The sequence below is a fragment of the Roseateles sp. P1_C6 genome (assembly GCF_056406315.1).
Map to the genome: position 1 here is coordinate 349,669 of NZ_JBFUAK010000005.1, position 16,805 is coordinate 366,473.

Consider the following 16,805-nt stretch of genomic DNA (forward strand, 5'->3'; position numbering starts at 1 on the left):
GGCATTGCCGAAGGATGGGCCATGACGCCACGCAACCCGCACTACCGCATCGACCCCTTCGACCTGCGCCTGTTCGCCGCCGTCGCTGAAGGCGGCACCATCACGGCCGGCGCGCACGGCGTGCACCTGTCGCTGGCCGCGGCGAGCGCACGGCTGCAGGCCCTGGAAGCCGCCGTCGGCACCGTGCTGATGCAGCGCGCCAAGACCGGCATCACGCTGACCGACGCCGGCCGCACCCTGCTGCGCCACGCCGGCCGGCTGCAGCGCGAGATGGAGGCGCTGCACGCCGGCATGGCCGCGCACGCGCATGGCGTGCGCAGCACCGTGCGGCTGCTGTGCAACACCGCCGCCATCAGCGAGCACCTGCCGCCGCTGCTGGGCCCCTTCCTGGCCGCGCATCCGCAGATCGACGTGGAGATGCGCGAGCTGGACAGCCAGGACGTGCTGTTGGCGATGCGCCAGGAACGCGCGGACCTGGGCGTCGTCGCCGACTATGTCAACACCGAAGGATTGACGATCCAGCCCTTCCGCGAGGACCGCCTGGTCGCCGTGCTGCCCAGGGCGCTGGCCCGCGGCCGGGCCCGGCCCATCGCCTTTGCGGAGCTGCTGGCCCAGCCCTTCATCGGGCTGCCGGCCGAGGCGGGCCTGAGCCGCTTCCTGCAGGCCCGCGCGCTGCAGCAGGGCCGCGGCCTGCACCACCGCGTGCAGGTGCAGGGCTTTGACGCGCTGCTGCGCCTGGTTGCCGATGGCGTCGGCGTGGCCGTGGTGCCGGCGCTGACCGCCGAGCGGCTGGCGAACGAGAACGTGCGCGTGCGACCGCTCTCGGATGCCTGGGCCCGGCGCCGGCTGCTGCTGTGCCTCGGCCCTGCCGAACCGACGCCGGGCGCGGCGGCCCTGCTGGCCGCGCTAGTCGTGCAGTGACGACAGGAACTGCTTCAGCTCCGGCGTGCGGGGCGAACCGAACAGCTCGGCAGGCGGGCCGATCTCGTGCACGCGGCCCTGGTGCATGAAGATGATGCGGTGGGCCACCTTGCGGGCGAAGCTCATCTCGTGCGTGACCATCAGCAGCGTCATGCCGTCATAGGCCAGCGCCTCGACGACGCGCAGCACCTCGCCCACCAGCTCCGGGTCCAGCGCCGACGTGATCTCGTCGCACAGCAGCACGGCCGGCTCCATGGCCAGCGCGCGGGCGATGGCCACGCGCTGCTGCTGGCCGCCGGAGAGCTGCTCGGGCATGGCGTCGAACTTCTCGGCCAGGCCCACGCGGGCCAGCAGCTCGCGCGCCTGGCTCGCTGCCTCCGCCGTGCTGCGCTCCTTCACCAGCGTGGGCGCCAGCATCACGTTGCGACCCACGCTGAGGTGCGGGAACAGGTTGAAGCCCTGGAAGATCATGCCCACCTGCTGGCGCAACGCGCGCATGGCCATCGCGCTCTCGTACAGCAGCGGCTTGCCGTTGACGGTGAGGGAGCCGTCCTGGAACTGCTCCAGCCCGTTGATGCAACGCAGCAGCGTGCTCTTGCCCGAGCCGCTCTTGCCGATGATGGCGATGACCTCGCCGGGCATGACGTCGAGGTCTATGCCCTTGAGCACCTCGTTGGCGCCGTAGGACTTGCGCAGCGCGGTGATGCGCACGATGGGCCCGGTGGGCGCGACCGGCGCCGGGTGCAGGTAGTCAAGTTGAGCGGCCATGGCTTTTGCCTTCCAGATGTTGGGCGAACAGGCTCACGGGGAAGCACAGCGCGAAATACAGCAGCGCCACGCAGCCGAAGACCAGGAAGGGCTTGAAGCTCGCGTTGGCGATCATGCTGCCGGCCTTGGTCAGCTCGATGAAGCCGATGACCGACGCCAGCGCCGTGCCCTTGATGACTTGCACGAGAAAGCCCACCGTCGGCGCGATGGCCAGGCGCCCGGCCTGCGGCAGGATGACGTGGCGCAGCTGCTCGCCGAAGTTCAGCGCCAGGCTGCGCGCGGCCTCCCACTGCCCGCGCGGCACCGCCTCGACGCAGCCGCGCCAGATCTCGACGAGGTAGGCGCTGGTGTACAGCGTCAACGCCAGCGACGCGGCCGTCCAGGCCGACACCTCCAGGCCCAGCAGCGCCAGGCCGAAATAGGCGAGGAAGAGCTGCATCAAGAGCGGCGTGCCCTGGAACAGCTGCACATACCAGCCGATGGCACGCCGCGCGCCCGTCCCCAGGCCCAGGCGCAGGCACAGCAGCAACCCGCCCACCAGCCCGCCGCCGACGAAGGCGATGGCCGACAACCCGACCGTCCAGCGCAGCGCCAGCAGCAGGTTGCGCACGATGTCCCAGAGCGTGAACTCAACCACCGCGCGGGCCTCCGCCGAAGACGAAGCGCGGGCCGGCCCACATCAGCAGCCGGCGCGCCGCCATCGCCAGCGCCAGGTACAGCAGCGTCGCGATGATGAAGGCCTCGAAGGCGCGGAAGTTGCGGCTCTGGATCAGGTTGGCCGCGTAGCTCAGCTCCTCGGTGGAGATCTGCCCGCACACCGCCGAGCCCAGCATGACGATGATGATCTGGCTGGTCAGCGCCGGCCACACGCGCTGCAGCGCTGGCGGCAGCACCACGCGGGTGAACACCTGCACGGGGCTGAGCGCCAGGCTCTGCGCGGCCTCCCACTGCCCGCGCGGCGTGGCCTGGATGCCGGCTCGCAGGATCTCGGTGCCGTAGGCGCCCAGGTTCAGCGTCATCGCGATCAGCGACGCGGCCTCGGGCGACAGCTTCACGCCCGCGGCCGGCAGGCCGAAGAAGATGAAGAACAGCTGCACGATGAAGGGCGTGTTGCGCAGCAGCTCCACGTAGGCGCCCAGCACGCGGCGCAGCCAGGCCGGCCCGCTGGCGCGCGACCAGGCGCCGAGTGTGGCGATGACCAGCCCCAGCGGCGTGGCGATCAGCGTCAGCCCCAGCGTCCACGCCAGGCCTTTCAGCAGCAGCGGCCATTCGGCCAGCACTGCCAGGAAGTCAAAGCTGATCACAGCGGCAGTTCGCCGGTGCCGCGGCCCAGCCATTTCTTGGACAGCGCCTCCAGCTCACCGCCGGCCTTGGCCGCCGCGATGATCTCGTTGACCTTGGCCAGCAGCGCGTCCTCGCCCTTGGCCACGCCGACGAAGCAGGGGCTGTCCTTCAGCAGCAGCTTGTATTCGGTGTTCAGGCCCGGGTTGCGCTGCATCAGGTTGCCGGCCACGGCGGCGCTGGTGGCCAGCAGCTGCGTCTGGCCCGCGGCAAAGGCAGCGATGGTGGCGTTGTTGTCCTCGAAGCGCTTGTAGTCCAGCGTGGCCGGCGCGACCTTGGCCAGCTCCTGGTCCTCCATCGCGCCGCGCGTGACGGCCACGCTCTTGCCACCCAGGTCGGCCCAGGTCTTGATCGGCAGGCTCTTGGCCGCGAATACCGCCTGGTAGAACGGTGCGTAGGCGGCGCTGAAGTTGATGACCTTCTCGCGCTCGGGGTTCTTGCCCAGCGTCGAGATGACCAGGTCGGCCTTCCTGGTCTGCAGGTAGGGGATGCGGTTGGCGCTGGTCACCGGCACCAGCTCGGCCTTGACGCCCAGCTTGGCGGCGATGAGCTGGGCCATCGCCACGTCCAGGCCCTGCGGCGCCATGTCGGGGCCGACGAAGCCGTAGGGCGGGTAGTCGGTCGGCACGGCGATCTTGATCGTCTTGCTCTTGGTGATCGTGTCCAGCGCGGTCTGCGCCTGGGCGCCGGCGGTCAGCAGGGCGAGGCCGGCGGCCAGCAGCAGGCGGCGGCGGGAGGAAGTCGAGGTCATGTCAAGGCTCCGGGCAGCAAGGGCATTGGGCGGCTGCGTCGTTGCAGCCAGCGCCAAACCCGCAGCTTCCGTGCCAGCGCCGCCCCGCTGACGGCCCCGCCGCGCGCACAAGCTTGGACGGGCGCCGCGCCCGCCCTGGTTCACCCGGCACCAGCACAGTGCCTGCAACGTACCCAACGCGACAGCGCCGCACCAGCGCGCGACGCAGAATCGCCCCACACCCACCGGAGCCGCCATGACCGCACGCGCCAGCTTCCACCGCATGGACGAAAGCACCCGCGAGGACTGGGCCGCCATCGTGCCCGAGGCCATGAAGATGGCGCGCACGCTGCCCGACCGCGTGCTGGACCACCTGCGCCTGCTGGACGGCGACTTCGGCGGCTTCCCGGTCGACCGGCTGACCCACTGCCTGCAGACCGCCACGCTGGCCCACCGTGAAGGGCGCGACGAGGAGTACGTCTGCTGCGCGCTGCTGCACGACATCGGCGACACGCTGGGCAGCTTCAACCACCCGGACATCGCCGCGGCCATCCTGAAGCCCTTCGTCAGTGAAGCCAACCTGTGGATGGTGCAGCAGCACGGCATCTTCCAGGGCCACAACTTCTTCCACCACATCGGCCTGGACCGCGATCTGCGCGAGCAGTTCCGCGGCCACGCGCATTTCGAGCGCACGGCCGAGTTCGTCGAGCGCTACGACAACCCGGCCTTCGACCCCGCCGCCGAGGCGTTGCCGCTGAGCTTCTTCGAGCCCATGCTGCGGCGGCTGATGGCCGTGCCCAAGCAGTCGGTCTACAAGCGGGCGATGGAAGCCTGACGCCGGGGGCGGGCGCGGCGGGTTAGCCTCCCGCCCATGGATTCCCTGATCTCCGCCGCCGCACGGGCACTGGCCGCCGGTGACGCGCTGCAGGCGCTCAAGCGCGTGGCGCTGCGCGACGACCCGCCGGCGCTGGCGCTGCGCGGCATCGCGATGGCCCAGTTGGGCGAGCACCCGCGTGCGCGCGAACTGCTGAAGCGCGCGGTGCGCGGCTTCGGCAGCCACGAGGCACTGGCGCAGGCGCGCTGCATCGTCGCCGAGGCCGAGGTGGCGCTGGCGCTGCGCGACTTCGCCGGCCCGCCGCGCGCGCTGGACGCCGCGATGGCCACGCTGGAGGCCTGCGGCGACCGGGGAAACGCGCTGCAGGCGCGGCTGATCGCTGCACGCCGGCAGCTGCTGCTGGGTCGGCTGGACGACGCGGCGGCCACGCTGGCGCCGGTCCAGGCGCAACCGCTGCCGCCGCTGCCCGGCGCGGTGGCGGCCTTGCTCGCGGCGGAGCTGGCGCTGCGCTCGCTGCACATGGCCGACGTACACGCCGCCCTCGCCCGCGCCGACGACGCGGCCCGGCGCGCGGGCGTGCCGGCGCTGCAGGCCGAGGTGGCCGAGGCGCGGGCGCTGCTGGAGCGCCCCGCCGCACGCCGCCTGGCCGATGGCGAGTGGCGGCCGCTGCGGCTGCAGGACGTGGCCGAATTGCAGGATGCCGGCGCCCTGGTCATCGACGCCTGCCGCCACGGCCTGCGTGCCGGCACGCAGTGGCTGCCGCTGGCGCGCCGGCCCATCCTGTTCACGCTGGCGCGTGCGCTGGCCGAAGCCTGGCCGGGCGACGTGGACCGCGACACGCTGATCGCCCGCGCCTTTCGCACCCGCGATGCCGACGAGACGCACCGCGCGCGGCTGCGCGTGGAGATCGGCCGGCTGCGCGCGCTGATGGCCGGGCTTGCGGGCGTCGCCGCCACGGCGCGCGGCTTCGAGCTGAACCCCGCCGACGACCGCCCCGTCGCCGTGCTGGCGCCACCCGTCGACGGCGACCAGGGCGAGCTGATCGCGCTGCTGTCCGACGGTGCGGCCTGGTCCACGTCGGCGCTGGCGCTGGCGCTGGGCGAAAGCCAGCGCAACGTGCAGCGGGCGCTGGCCGAGCTGGAGGCCGCCGGCCGCGTGCGTGCCACCGGCCAGACGCGCGCGCGCCGCTGGCTGGCGCCGCCGCTGACGGGATTCACGACGATCTTGTTACTCCCCGCCGCGCTGCCGCTTGGATAGATTGCCGACATGCGCCAACCACGGCGCCAGTCCAGGAGCCCCAGATGACCGCAGAGACCACCCCCCAAGCCGCCGAGATCGTGCGCGAGTACGGCCCCTTTGCCGGCGCGACCAGCATCGCCGGCGTCACGCATGACGGCCAGCGCGTGTGGGCCGCCACCGGCACGTCCCTGCTCGCCTTTGACCCCGCCAGCGGCGAAGCTGTGCAGCACATCGATTGCGCCTGCGACGCCGGCACCGCCTTCGACGGCAAGTTCCTGTACCAGATCGCCGAGCAGCGCATCGACAAGATCGACCCCGCCAACGGCCAGGTCGTCGCGTCCATTCCCGCACCCGGCCAGGGCGGCGACTCGGGCCTGGCCTGGGCCGAGGGCAGCCTGTGGGTCGGCCAGCACCGCAGCCGCAAGATCCACCAGATCGACCCCGCCACCGGCGCGATCCAGCGCACCATCGAGTCCAACCGCTTCGTGACCGGCGTGACCTGGGTCGACGGCGAGCTGTGGCACGGCACCTGGGAAGACGACGCGAGCGAGATCCGCCGCATCGACCCGGTCAGCGGCGCCGTGCTGCAGCGGCTGGAGATGCCGCGCGGCGCCAACGTGAGCGGCCTGGAGTCCGACGGCGCCGACCTGTTCTACGCCGGCGGCGGCGGCACCGGCAAGGTCCGCGCGGTGAGGAAGCCCCGCGCCCAGCCTCGCTCCCGCTGAACGCGGACGAGCCTGGTCGGTCTCCCCAGGTGACGGCGATGCTGGCGGCGTTGAGCCACAAGCACATCGCCAGCGCGCGCCGGCTTGGGAGCGGCCCGGCGCTCGGCCCGCGGGTTGCCGCCGAATAAATCGTTGATTTCCCCCTGAGCAACGCCCATCCGAGCCCGGGTGGCGCCGCTGCATTGCCTCTTCAACCCCAAGGAGATTGTCATGAGCACATTGACCCAACACCCCGTCGTCTCGCGCGACAGCTGGATCGCCGAACGCAAGGCGCTGCTGGCCCACGAGAAGGAACTGACCCAGCTGCGCGACCGCATCGCCCAGCAGCGCCGCAGCCTGCCCTGGGTGCGCATGGACAAGGACTACGTCTTCGACACCGTCGACGGCCCGCGCCAGCTGTCCGAGCTGTTCCAGGGCCGGCGCCAGCTGCTGGTGCAGCACTTCATGCTGGCGCCGGGCTGGGAGCAGGGCTGCAAGAGCTGTTCCTTCATGGCCGACCACCTCGACGGCATGGCCGTGCACCTGGCCCAGCGCGACATCACGCTGCTGGCCGTGTCGCGCGCGCCGCTGGCCGACATCCAGCGCTTCCGTCAGCGCATGGGCTGGCAGTTCGCCTGGGCCTCGTCGCACGGCAACGACTTCAACCGCGACTTCCACGTCAGCTTCACACCCGAGGAGCGCGCGCGCGGCGAGGTCTATTACAACTTCCACATGACGGCCTTCCCGCAGGAGGAGGCGCCCGGCATCAGCATCTTCTACAAGGGCGACGACGGCGAGGTCTTCCACACCTACTCCACCTTCGGCCGCGGCGTGGAAGTGATGATGGGCACGTACAACCTCGTCGACCTGACGCCCAAGGGCCGCGACGAGGACGGGCTGTCGTACACGATGGAGTGGGTGCGCCACCACGACCGCTACGAGTCGCAGGCGGCGCCGGCCGCGGCGACCTGCTGCGGCGGCAAGGCCTGAGGCGGGGACGGTCATGGCCGGCCTGTGGCCCTGGCTCGTCGTCGCCGGCGCCGGCGCGCTGCATGGCCTGAACCCCTGCACCGGCTGGGCGCTGGCGGCCGCCTGCGGCCTGCGCTCGGGCGACCGCCACCAGGCCTTGCGCGCCCTGCTGCCCATTGCAGCGGGGCACGCCGTGTCCGTCGCGGTCGTGGCGGGGCTGGTGGCGCTGGGCCTGATGAGCAGCGGGCCGCTGTTGCAGGCGCTGGCGGGCACGCTGCTGGCCGCCGTGCTGCTGCTGCGCCTGTCGCGCCGCGCCGGCCCGCGCCTGCGGGGGCAGACCGGTCGCACCGGCCTGGCGCTCTGGTCCTTCATGGCTGCCACCGCGCACGGCAGCGGCCTGATGCTGGTGCCCGCGCTGGTGCCGCTGTGCCTGAGCAACTCGCCGGCACGCGAGATCACGGCCTCGGGCTCGCTGCTGCTGGCGCTGGCCGCCGTCGCGGTTCACATGGCCGCGATGCTGGGCGTCACGGCCCTCGTGGCGCTGGGCGCCTGCGACGGGGTCCGCGCGGTGCGCCGCCGGCTGAGCCGGGCAAGGCACGAGGCCGGCTAGCGCGGCGCTCGTTCGTCCGGCTTGCGCGACAGCACGCCAAAGCCCGGGAACGCGCGCACCCAGAACCACAGCTCCAGCGCAGCGCCCAGGACCAGCAGCGCCAGACCGCCCCGCGCCAGGCCCAGGCCATAGAACACCAGTGCGGCAAGCAGGATGGCGGCGGTCACGAGGTGGCGTTTCATGGGGTTCCCGCGCAAGGCTTCAACGGCCCATGCTAACGCGGCTACTTGGCGCCAGGATCGCCGTACTGGCGCGGCAGCAGGATGCGGAAGGTGGTGCCGACGCCAATCTCGGAATGCAGTTCGGTGGTGGCATCGAGCAGGTCGCACAGGCGCTTGACGATGGACAGGCCTATGCCTTCGCCGGACGCCTGCCGCACGGGGCGCGAGTCATCGGGCGACGGATAGTTGTCGGCCAGGTCCACGTTGACGTGGCTTACGACACCCGTCGCGTGGTCGGCCGCGACCTGCTTGGACTGGTCGGTCGCCTCCTCGATCGCTCCGGCCAGCTGCGACCCCGGCCCGGCATGGAAGCCCGGCCCCGTGTCCCTGACCTCGAGGAACCAGCGGTCCAGGTCGGTCGATGCACCGTCGCCGCAGCGCACGACCACGCCGCCGCTGCGGGTGTACTTGACCGCGTTGATGACGAGGTTCTGCGCGATGCGCCGGATCTTGACCGCATCCCCTTCCACGGGCAGCGCCGCGACGCCTTCGAAGCGGAGGTAGAGGCCGCGATCCTGGGCATAGGGCTGCATCTCCTCGCACAGGCCGGCCAGCAACGCGGCGACGTCGACGGCCTCCAGCGCGCGGCGCTCCAGGCCGCCCTGCAGGCGGGCGAGGCTGGTGACATCGTTGAGCAGATGGCGCAGCGAGCCGACGTTGCGGTCCAGCAGCCGCACGAAGCCGCCGCGCATCAGCTCGGACGCCTTGGGCGACGCCAGCCCCGCCGTGGCGCTCGCCACCACGCCAAGGCCACCACGCAGGTCATGCGCGGCCTCCTGCCACAGGCGGGCGCGCTCCTGCTCCAGTTCGCGCAGGGACTGCAGCGCCTGCTCGAGGTCGCGGATGTGGCTGGTCGCCTCGATCTGCTGCAGCTGGAAGTACTGTGACACGCTGGCGCTGATGGCGTCGCCGCATTGCTGGGCCCAGATCCTGCGCACCGCCGCCATGGCTGCGGGTGCGACTTCGGGATGCGCGACCGCATAGTCCTCCAGCTCCAGCACGACGCATTCGTTCAGGCGCCCCAGCTCGCGCGTCACCTCGCTCAGATCGAAGCCCTGCTGCCAGCGGTGCAGGCCATGGGCGGCGGCGTCGCCCTGGTGAACGTCGCGCTCGTCCGCATCCGCGGCGATCTCGCCGCCGGCCAGCTTGCGCTCGAAGTCGACCAGCAGCGCCGGAATGTGGTCGTGGAGCTGGGCCCGGGGCAGCGAGGCCCCCGTCGTCAGCGTCGGGTCGGCCGTCACCGCGATGCGCCAGGCCTGCAGGATGGCGCCGCGCCGTCGCTTGAGGTGCACACCGACCGCTGCAAGTTCAACCAGGTGCATCAACGCATCCTTTGTCTGCCCGAAGGCGCAAGAAGCCCGATTCTGAGCGACAAATGGATTTGCCGGCCCGCAGGGGCCCGCCGGCGAGAGCCCCGGCCTGCGCGAGGGCCTTGCGCATCGGCTACACCAGCGGTCCTGCGTCACTCTCCAGAAAGGTCTCGCCATGGACATGCAACTCACCGGCCGGCTCGCCCTCGTGTCCGGCAGCACCGCCGGCATCGGCCACGCCATCGCGGAGGCGCTGGCGGCCGAGGGCGCGCGCGTCATCGTCAACGGCCGCACGCAGGCCGCCGTGGATGCCGCCGTCGCCGCCATCCATGACCACACCGGCCAGCAGGCGCTCGGCTTCGCCGGCGACCTGAGCCACGCCGACGTCGCCGAGGCGCTGGTGCGCGCCCACCCGGGCATCGAGATCCTCGTCAACAACCTGGGCATCTTCGAGCCCAAGCCCTTCGAGGAAATCCCCGATGCCGACTGGCTGCGCCTGTTCGACGTCAACGTGCTCAGCGGCGTGCGCCTGGCGCGCCTGTGCCTGCCGGCGATGAAGGCGGCCAACTGGGGCCGCATCATCTTCATCTCCAGCGAGAGCGCCGTGCAGATCCCGGCCGAGATGATTCACTACGGCATGACCAAGACGGCCTAGCTCGCCGTGTCGCGCGGCCTGGCCGAATCGCTCGCGGGCACGGGCATCACCGTCAACAGCGTGCTGCCCGGCCCCACGCGCTCGCGCGGCGTCACGGACTTCGTCGACGCGCTGGCGCAGTCCGAGGGCAAGACCTTCGCCGAGTTCGAGAAGGAGTTCTTCGAGAAGGTGCGGCCCACGTCGCTGATCAAGCGCTTCTCGACCCCGGAGGAAGTGGCCTCCATGGTCGCCTACGTCGCCAGCCCGCTGGCATCGGCCACGACCGGCGCGGCGTTGCGGGTGGACGGCGGCACGACCAAGAGCGCGTTCTGATACCGGCCGGCCCTGGGCGGCGTTGGACAATCCGGCCGCCATGCCGCGCCGCAAAGCCCGCGATCACCACCATGTCTATGTCGTGCTGTTGTCCGAGCGCGTGTGGAACGAGCCCGCATTTCGCAACGCCAACCCCCAGCACGACATCGTCAAGCCCTGCCTGTACGTCGGCATGACGGGGCTGGACCCCGATCTGCGCTTTGACCGGCACATGGCCGGCGTACAGGCCAATCGCTTCGTGCTGAAGTACGGCGTGCGCCTGATGCCCGAGCTGTACGAGTTCTACAACCCCATGCCGTACGACGCGGCGCGCGACATGGAAGTGGAGCTCGCCATCGGCCTGCGCGAAGCAGGCTACGGGGTCTGGCAGGCCTAGCGCGCAGGCGTGGCCGCGGCGGCCTCGAGAACGGCCTGGATCATGGGCTCCGAATAGAACTCGCCGCTGCCTTCGCTGCGGGCCATCAAGGCGCGCCACATCGGTACAGGCGCCAGCGCATAGCCCTTGAAGCGCTGGAAGCCGCAGGCGTAGAGGCCGCGATAGACCGTCACGTCGCCCTTGAGTTGCTCGCACTCCTTGAGCAGCCGTTGCGCGTACTGGTCGCTCTCGTCCTCGGTGAGGATGCCGGTCGCGCGCACGGCCTCCAGCATCAGTGCCTCCGCACCGCCTTCGTGGACCCAGCCCTCATTGCCGCCCACACCCCCGCGCGCCAGGCTGACCTGCCACAGATGCGCCATCTCGTGAGCGACCAGCGTCGCAACATGGCTGCGCTTCTTGGGGTGGTCGTCGACGAAGCCCCGCCCCTGCAGGCGGTAGGCAATGCCGCCGCCCACGGCACCGCCCTTGATGCTCAAGCTGCCGGGCGGGCCGTCGAAATCCACGACGGCCACCGAGATCAAGGGCGTGCCGCTCAGCGAGCGCTGCAATGCCTGCTCATAGAACCGCGACACCTTCGCCGTGGTCTCCTGCAGGACTTCGCGCAGCCAGGCCGGCGCGCGCGGGTCGATGATGACGTCCACGTTGCCCATGCGTACCGGCTTGTTCGGCCCGAAGTAGGCGTAGCCCTCCAGCTCGGTGCCGGGCTTGCTCGGCGCGACCGCCGTTCCACCCGGCAGCCCGCGCAGCTGCAGCGCGACGTCCATGCTGCGTTCGCGGCCGGCCTGGGTTGGTGCGCCGTACAGGAAGCCCAGGTAGAAGTCCGAGCCGCCGTCGGAGAAACGGTTGATCGGCGCATATTGCCCCTCGGCGAAGTCGTCGTAGGCGCTGATCTCCACGCTCAGCCGCGTCAGCGGTCTCGCGCTGCGCAGACCTTCCTTGTCGGCGCGCGCCACCAGGTCCACGTCCGGCGTCAGCACGCGCCAGGCCTGCTTGCGATAGGGCCCCACGGGGTCGCCCAGGTCGATGGCCGTGACCGGCTCGGCAAAGACATAGTCGGCACGCCATTTGTCGACAGCGACGTGGGTCAGCGTCAGCTCGGTGCGCAGCGGTGTCGGCGCAGCGGCGTGCGCGATGCCCAGCAGCGAGGCGAGCAGCAGGCCCAGGCAGGCCGAAATCCGCGGAAACTGCATCCAGGTGTCCCGGCAGCAAAATGGGCCGCGATGGTAGCCGCGGCCGGCCCGTGCATGAGCATCAGTCGCCACAATGCACCGCCTGCTCCCGACCCACAGACCGCATGCGCCTGCTCCTCGTTGAAGACGACCCCATGATCGGCGACAGCCTGCGCGAGGCGCTGCGGCGCCAGGGCTTTGCGGCCGACTGGGTGCGCGACGGCCAGGCGGCCGACGCGGTGCTGGCCAGCGGGGAGCGCTTCGACGCCGTGCTGCTGGACCTGGGCCTGCCCAAGCGCGGCGGCCTCGACGTGCTGAAGAGTCTGCGCGCCCGCGGCGACGCGACGCCCGTCATCGTGCTCACCGCGCGTGACGCGCTGACCGACAAGGTCGCCGGGCTGGACGCCGGCGCGGACGACTACCTCGTCAAACCCTTCGATCTGGACGAGTTGCTCGCCCGGCTGCGCGCGCTGGCACGCCGCCTCGGCGGCCGCACCGACACCGCATTGCAGGTGGCCGACCTGCGCCTGGACCCGGCCACGCGCGAGGTCACGCGCGCGGGCCGCGCCATCCTGCTGTCGGCGCGCGAGTTCGCGCTGCTGCAGGCGCTGCTGGAGCGCCCCGGCGCCATCGTGTCGCGCGCCCAGCTGGAGGACCGGATCTACGGCTGGGGCGAAGAGCTGGAGAGCAACGCCATCAGCGTCTACATGCACCAGCTGCGCCGGAAGCTGGGCGCGGACCTGCTGCACACGGTGCGCGGCCTGGGCTATTACGCGGGGCCGGAGAAATGATGCCCCTCGCCCGGTCCCGCCCTGCTGAACGCAGGCATGCCCAGTCGGTCCCCCGTGGGGACGACGATGCTTGCGGCGTCGAGCCGCAAGCACATCGCCAGACGGGCCGGCTCGGGAGCGGCCCAGCGCTCGGCCCGAACAATGCACCACGCCATGGCTAGACAGCTGCTCACAACGCTGCGTGGCCGGCTGTTTGCACTGCTGGCTGTGCTCGGCGCCGTGACGGCAGTCGCCGTGGCCGGCGCCACCTACGTCAGCGTGCGCGCCGAGGCCGATGCACTGTTCGACTACCAGCTGCGCCAGACGGCGTTGTCGCTGCGCGACCAGGGCCGCGTTGCCAGCGACGAGGCCGCCGCGCTGGCCGACCCCAGCTTCGACTACGTCGTGCAGATCTGGTCGCTGCAGGGGTTGGAGCTGTACTCCAGCCGGCCGCAGGGGCTGACCGAGCCGTTGCCGGCGCGCGCGGTGCTGGGCTTCTCCAACCTGCGCCTGGGCGGGCAGGATTGGCGCGTGTTCGGCGCGGCCACGCCACTGCGCGTCGTGCAGGTCGCGCAACCCATCGCCGTGCGCCAGCGGCTCGCGGCGGTGGCGGCGCTGCGCAGCGTCGTGCCCGTGGCCGTGGCGCTGCCGCTGGTGGCGGCGGCGATCTGGTGGCTGATCGGCATGACGCTGGCGCCGCTGTCACGTGTCGTGCAGGCCGCGCAGGCCGGCGGCGCGAACGCGCTGGACGCACTGCCCACGCAAGGCCTGCCCGGCGAGATCGCCCCGCTGGTGGACGCCTTCAACGGCCTGCTCGCGCGGCTGGCCACCGCCTTCGACGCGCAGCGCAGCTTTGTCGCCGACGCGGCCCACGAACTGCGCACGCCGCTGACCGCGCTGAAGCTGCAACTGGGCCTGCTGCGCGACTCGGCCCCCGGCGAGCAGCAGGACGCCGCCATCAAACGCCTGCGCGGCGGCATCGACCGCGCGGTGCACCTGGTCGAACAACTGCTGGCACTGGCCCGCGCCGAGCCTGGCGCCGCAGCGGCGACGATGCCGCTGGATCTCGCGGACCTGGCGCGCCAGGCCGTTGCCGATGTGCAGCCGCTGGCCGACAAGGCCGGCATCGCGCTCTCGCTGATCGCCCCCGACCCGCTGCCGCTGGCCGGTGACCCGCAGGCGCTGCGCGGCGCGCTGCGCAACCTGATCGACAACGCGGTGAAGTACGGCGCCCGAACGGTGCAGGTCAGCGCACTGCGCGGCGCGGCCGGCGCGCCACTGCTGCGTGTGGACGACGACGGCCCGGGCATCCCGCTGGAAGCGCGCGAGCGCGTGTTCGACCGCTTCCAGCGCGGCGATGATGCAACGGTCGAAGGCAGCGGCCTGGGCCTGGCCATCGTGCGGGCAGCGGCCAGGCAGCAGGGGGCCGGCGTGGCGCTGGCGGACTCGCCGCTGGGCGGGCTGCGCGCGGAGATCGCCTGGCGCGCTTGAGCCGCGCCGCTTGCTGGAGCGATCGTTGCGACGATTGCAATCACTGACCTGACCGGCCGCGTTTGGCCTGCAGCGGTCTCTGGTCAGCGCCGGACTGCTGTCGCGTCGACAGTCCAACAGGCGCTTTGATCGCATGCTCAAATGTTGAGCAGAAATCGTTAACGATCCGCATACAACACGTTAGACGGTATGAAAGTCACTGTGCAGAACGGAGCCGCCCACGGTCTCTCCCGACGAGACGTAGAGGCGATCATTCCTATGTTCCCCGCGTCTTGGGCCAGGCGTGTGGACCAAGTCGTCCTCTATCAGGGCGAGACGCCGGAACTGCGTGCGTCTTTCTATCCGAAGGAGCGAACCCTCGGGCTGTTCTGGCCAGTGCCCTTGGAATCTGCGTCGAAGGCGGCGGGCGTGCAGGAGCTGTTGCTGGCACTTTCGGTAATAGCGGAGCGCGGCGAACTCCCGGACCGCTTGTCCCCAGCCGTGCGCGCGCGACACCAGGAAGAAGTGACGCCTCTTGTGGGCCGCTGTCTCGCGAAGGTGGTCCCCGAGCCGTCTAACAGGTCATTCGACGCGGACACACGCCGGCAGGGCGCCGCAAGACGTGCTGGTGAGCCTGCGCCTCGCGGCGCCCTGCCGGCGCGTGCCGGTCAACTTCGACGTTAGGCGGCTTGACTCATGGATGCCGTTGTGAATTTCCTTGGTGGCGAAGCAAAGACCGTCGCATTTGCCATTCTTAGTGGAGTCGTTGGCTTTCTTGCGAAGGCCATATACGACTTGTGGGCGGTCCGACGCAAGGAAAGGCTGGAGCGTGTGAACCAGCAACTAAGGCTTCTCTACGGGCCGCTTTACGCATTAAACCAAGCCGGGCAGCACGCTTGGATAGCGTTTCGCAGCCGAGTCCGCCCAGGTGGCTCTTTCTTTGGAAGGGAGCCGCCGCCCACCGAGCAAGATCTTCGGGAGTGGAGAGTTTGGATGTTGACTGTGTTTCAGCCAATCCACGAAGAGATGCTAGGAACCATCACGAAGAACGCTGATCTTCTCGTCGAGCGAGATCTCCCCAAAGCGCTCCAACTCTTCTGCGCGCATGTAGCTTCGTACAAGGCGGTTTTTGCAAAGTGGGACAAGGGCGACTTCTCGGAAAGCACCGCGGCTCTGAACTACCCAACGAATGAACTCGGGCAATACCTCGAACATTCGTACCAGCATTTGAAGACGGAGCAAGCCAGACTACTTGGGCGCTCGAGTCGACCCAGATGAATATTTTTGGGGTTACCGGTGCAGCCGCCCAAGCGCCGCCCAGCTCTTCCATCGATGGGACGTCGCAATGGTTGCGCCTTTGCGTCGCCTCTCATGTCAAACGGTAGCCCTCATGTCATTCGGACCGCCGGCTAAGACATCGAACTGACCGGTGCCACTGTCGAAGACCAGGATTTCATCGCGAGCGCGAGACAAGACATTCCGCTTCTTCTAGCGGAGATCTATCGCTTGCGAAAGGCCGTCGAATGATCGCAGTCCTTTGCGCTTGACCCTGTATCAGTCGGTGCCCTGCGGCTGCAGTGCCAGTGGCCGCAAACCTGAGGGCTAACAAGTCGTTCGGGCCGGCTCGCGTCGGCAAGCCGCCGCTCGCGGCTCAGCTTCAACGTTAGGCGCCAACATGCCGCTCAAGATCGTTCGTCGCGGAGCCTGGCGCTACGATGGCTTGATCGAAAGGCGCGCCTCATGTCAAGCGTCAGGCGACGCATGGGGAGTACCCCGCGAATTGCGCTCGTGCACTTGGAGTCAGTCGGCGAGCAGCCCGTTGCGCATCTCGAACGGAGGACACCATGGGACTCTTGACCTTCAGCATCAACATCACCCTGGACGGCTGCGTCGACCACCAGGAAGGCATCGCCGACGACGAGACGCACGCCTTCTTCACACGCCTGATGGACGAGCGCGGGGCGATGCTGTGGGGCCGCGTCACCTACGAGATGATGGAGGGCTACTGGCCAGCGGTCGCCCGCGGCGACGCGCAGGCAGCGCCGGCGATACGCGAGTGGGCGGTCAAGCTGGAGGCCAAGCCCAAGTACGTCGTGTCGTCGACGCGAACGGACTTCCCGTGGACGCACAGCCACCACATCGCCGGCGACCTGCGCGCGGGCGTACAGCAGCTCAAGGACGCGACCCCGGACGGCGTGCTCCTCGGCAGCGGCATGCTCGCCGCCGAGCTGGACCGGCTGGATCTGATCGACGAGTACCAATTGCTCGTCCACCCGAGGATCGCCGGCCACGGCCCGACCCTGTACGAGAGCGGGCTGCCCGGCACGCGACGACTTGAGTTGATCTCGGCGAAGCCGCTGCGCAGCGGCGCGGTCGCCATGCACTACCGGCGCGCGCGCTGACGC

General features: G+C 70.3%; 18 protein-coding genes and 1 pseudogene. 12 read left to right on the forward strand and 7 right to left on the reverse strand.

Annotation, left to right across the window (positions count from 1 at the left end; genetic code table 11):
- Positions 1-21: 21 nt before the first annotated feature.
- Positions 22-921 (forward strand): LysR substrate-binding domain-containing protein, encoded by a 900-nt coding sequence (locus tag AC1D29_RS12930; RefSeq protein ID WP_477897881.1) that lies wholly within the window; start codon positions 22-24, stop codon positions 919-921.
- Here AC1D29_RS12930 and AC1D29_RS12935 read toward each other — a convergent pair.
- From AC1D29_RS12935 to AC1D29_RS12950, 4 genes are read right to left on the reverse strand one after another with little or no spacing between them, the layout of a single operon-like run.
- Positions 907-1,689, reverse strand: a complete 783-nt coding sequence (locus AC1D29_RS12935) for an amino acid ABC transporter ATP-binding protein (protein WP_477897883.1) — start codon at positions 1,687-1,689, stop codon at positions 907-909. The two genes, AC1D29_RS12930 and AC1D29_RS12935, sit on opposite strands and share 15 nt — an antisense overlap.
- Positions 1,673-2,326, reverse strand: a complete 654-nt coding sequence (locus tag AC1D29_RS12940) for an amino acid ABC transporter permease (RefSeq protein ID WP_477897885.1) — start codon at positions 2,324-2,326, stop codon at positions 1,673-1,675. The genes AC1D29_RS12935 and AC1D29_RS12940 overlap by 17 nt, the downstream gene beginning before the upstream one ends.
- Positions 2,319-2,990, reverse strand: a complete 672-nt coding sequence (locus AC1D29_RS12945; RefSeq protein ID WP_477898302.1) for an amino acid ABC transporter permease — start codon at positions 2,988-2,990, stop codon at positions 2,319-2,321. Before AC1D29_RS12945 ends, AC1D29_RS12940 begins: the two co-directional genes overlap by 8 nt.
- Positions 2,990-3,781 carry a transporter substrate-binding domain-containing protein gene (locus AC1D29_RS12950; protein WP_477897887.1) on the reverse strand — a complete coding sequence of 264 codons (792 nt, stop codon included), beginning with the start codon at positions 3,779-3,781 and terminating at the stop codon, positions 2,990-2,992. The genes AC1D29_RS12945 and AC1D29_RS12950 overlap by 1 nt, the downstream gene beginning before the upstream one ends.
- 235 nt (positions 3,782-4,016) lie before the next feature.
- On the opposite strand from AC1D29_RS12950, the gene AC1D29_RS12955 reads away from it, so the two are divergent.
- The 5 genes from AC1D29_RS12955 (at position 4,017) to AC1D29_RS12975 (ending at position 8,117) form a co-directional block, all read left to right on the forward strand.
- The gene (locus AC1D29_RS12955) at positions 4,017-4,595 is read left to right on the forward strand and encodes an HD domain-containing protein (protein ID WP_477897889.1); all 579 of its coding nucleotides are present in this window, start codon (positions 4,017-4,019) and stop codon (positions 4,593-4,595) included.
- A 36-nt stretch (positions 4,596-4,631) separates the two neighbouring features.
- Positions 4,632-5,852, forward strand: coding sequence for a helix-turn-helix domain-containing protein (locus tag AC1D29_RS12960; protein WP_477897891.1), 1,221 nt, complete (start codon positions 4,632-4,634; stop codon positions 5,850-5,852).
- A 44-nt stretch (positions 5,853-5,896) separates the two neighbouring features.
- A complete protein-coding gene (locus tag AC1D29_RS12965; RefSeq protein WP_477897893.1) occupies positions 5,897-6,559 on the forward strand; it encodes a Vgb family protein in 663 nt (220 codons plus the stop codon).
- A 210-nt stretch (positions 6,560-6,769) separates the two neighbouring features.
- Positions 6,770-7,528, forward strand: a complete 759-nt coding sequence (locus tag AC1D29_RS12970) for a DUF899 domain-containing protein (RefSeq protein ID WP_477897895.1) — start codon at positions 6,770-6,772, stop codon at positions 7,526-7,528.
- A gap of 13 nt (positions 7,529-7,541) precedes the next feature.
- The gene (locus tag AC1D29_RS12975; protein ID WP_477897897.1) at positions 7,542-8,117 is read left to right on the forward strand and encodes a hypothetical protein; all 576 of its coding nucleotides are present in this window, start codon (positions 7,542-7,544) and stop codon (positions 8,115-8,117) included.
- Here AC1D29_RS12975 and AC1D29_RS12980 read toward each other — a convergent pair.
- Together AC1D29_RS12980 and AC1D29_RS12985 are read right to left on the reverse strand one after the other, a co-directional pair.
- A complete protein-coding gene (locus AC1D29_RS12980; RefSeq protein ID WP_477897899.1) occupies positions 8,114-8,299 on the reverse strand; it encodes a hypothetical protein in 186 nt (61 codons plus the stop codon). The genes AC1D29_RS12975 and AC1D29_RS12980 overlap by 4 nt on opposite strands.
- Before the next feature lie 41 nt (positions 8,300-8,340).
- Positions 8,341-9,660 (reverse strand): sensor histidine kinase, encoded by a 1,320-nt coding sequence (locus tag AC1D29_RS12985; protein WP_477897901.1) that lies wholly within the window; start codon positions 9,658-9,660, stop codon positions 8,341-8,343.
- A 163-nt stretch (positions 9,661-9,823) separates the two neighbouring features.
- Here AC1D29_RS12985 and AC1D29_RS12990 point away from each other — a divergent pair.
- Both AC1D29_RS12990 and AC1D29_RS12995 read left to right on the forward strand, forming a co-directional pair.
- A pseudogene (locus AC1D29_RS12990) lies at positions 9,824-10,615 on the forward strand (SDR family NAD(P)-dependent oxidoreductase).
- A gap of 40 nt (positions 10,616-10,655) precedes the next feature.
- Positions 10,656-10,991: a hypothetical protein gene (locus AC1D29_RS12995; RefSeq protein WP_477897903.1), complete on the forward strand. Its 336-nt coding sequence runs from the start codon at positions 10,656-10,658 to the stop codon at positions 10,989-10,991.
- Here AC1D29_RS12995 and AC1D29_RS13000 read toward each other — a convergent pair.
- Positions 10,988-12,181, reverse strand: a complete 1,194-nt coding sequence (locus AC1D29_RS13000; protein WP_477897905.1) for a hypothetical protein — start codon at positions 12,179-12,181, stop codon at positions 10,988-10,990. The genes AC1D29_RS12995 and AC1D29_RS13000 overlap by 4 nt on opposite strands.
- Before the next feature lie 104 nt (positions 12,182-12,285).
- On the opposite strand from AC1D29_RS13000, the gene AC1D29_RS13005 reads away from it, so the two are divergent.
- From AC1D29_RS13005 to AC1D29_RS13020, 4 genes are all read left to right on the forward strand, one after another.
- Positions 12,286-12,951, forward strand: a complete 666-nt coding sequence (locus AC1D29_RS13005; RefSeq protein ID WP_477897907.1) for a response regulator — start codon at positions 12,286-12,288, stop codon at positions 12,949-12,951.
- A gap of 153 nt (positions 12,952-13,104) precedes the next feature.
- A complete protein-coding gene (locus AC1D29_RS13010; RefSeq protein ID WP_477897909.1) occupies positions 13,105-14,421 on the forward strand; it encodes a sensor histidine kinase in 1,317 nt (438 codons plus the stop codon).
- Between the two features lie 675 nt (positions 14,422-15,096).
- Complete coding sequence (locus tag AC1D29_RS13015) at positions 15,097-15,678, forward strand: hypothetical protein (protein WP_477897911.1); 582 nt, start codon at positions 15,097-15,099, stop codon at positions 15,676-15,678.
- A 566-nt stretch (positions 15,679-16,244) separates the two neighbouring features.
- Positions 16,245-16,802, forward strand: coding sequence for a dihydrofolate reductase family protein (locus AC1D29_RS13020; RefSeq protein ID WP_477897913.1), 558 nt, complete (start codon positions 16,245-16,247; stop codon positions 16,800-16,802).
- The last annotated feature ends 3 nt before the right edge of the window (positions 16,803-16,805 follow it).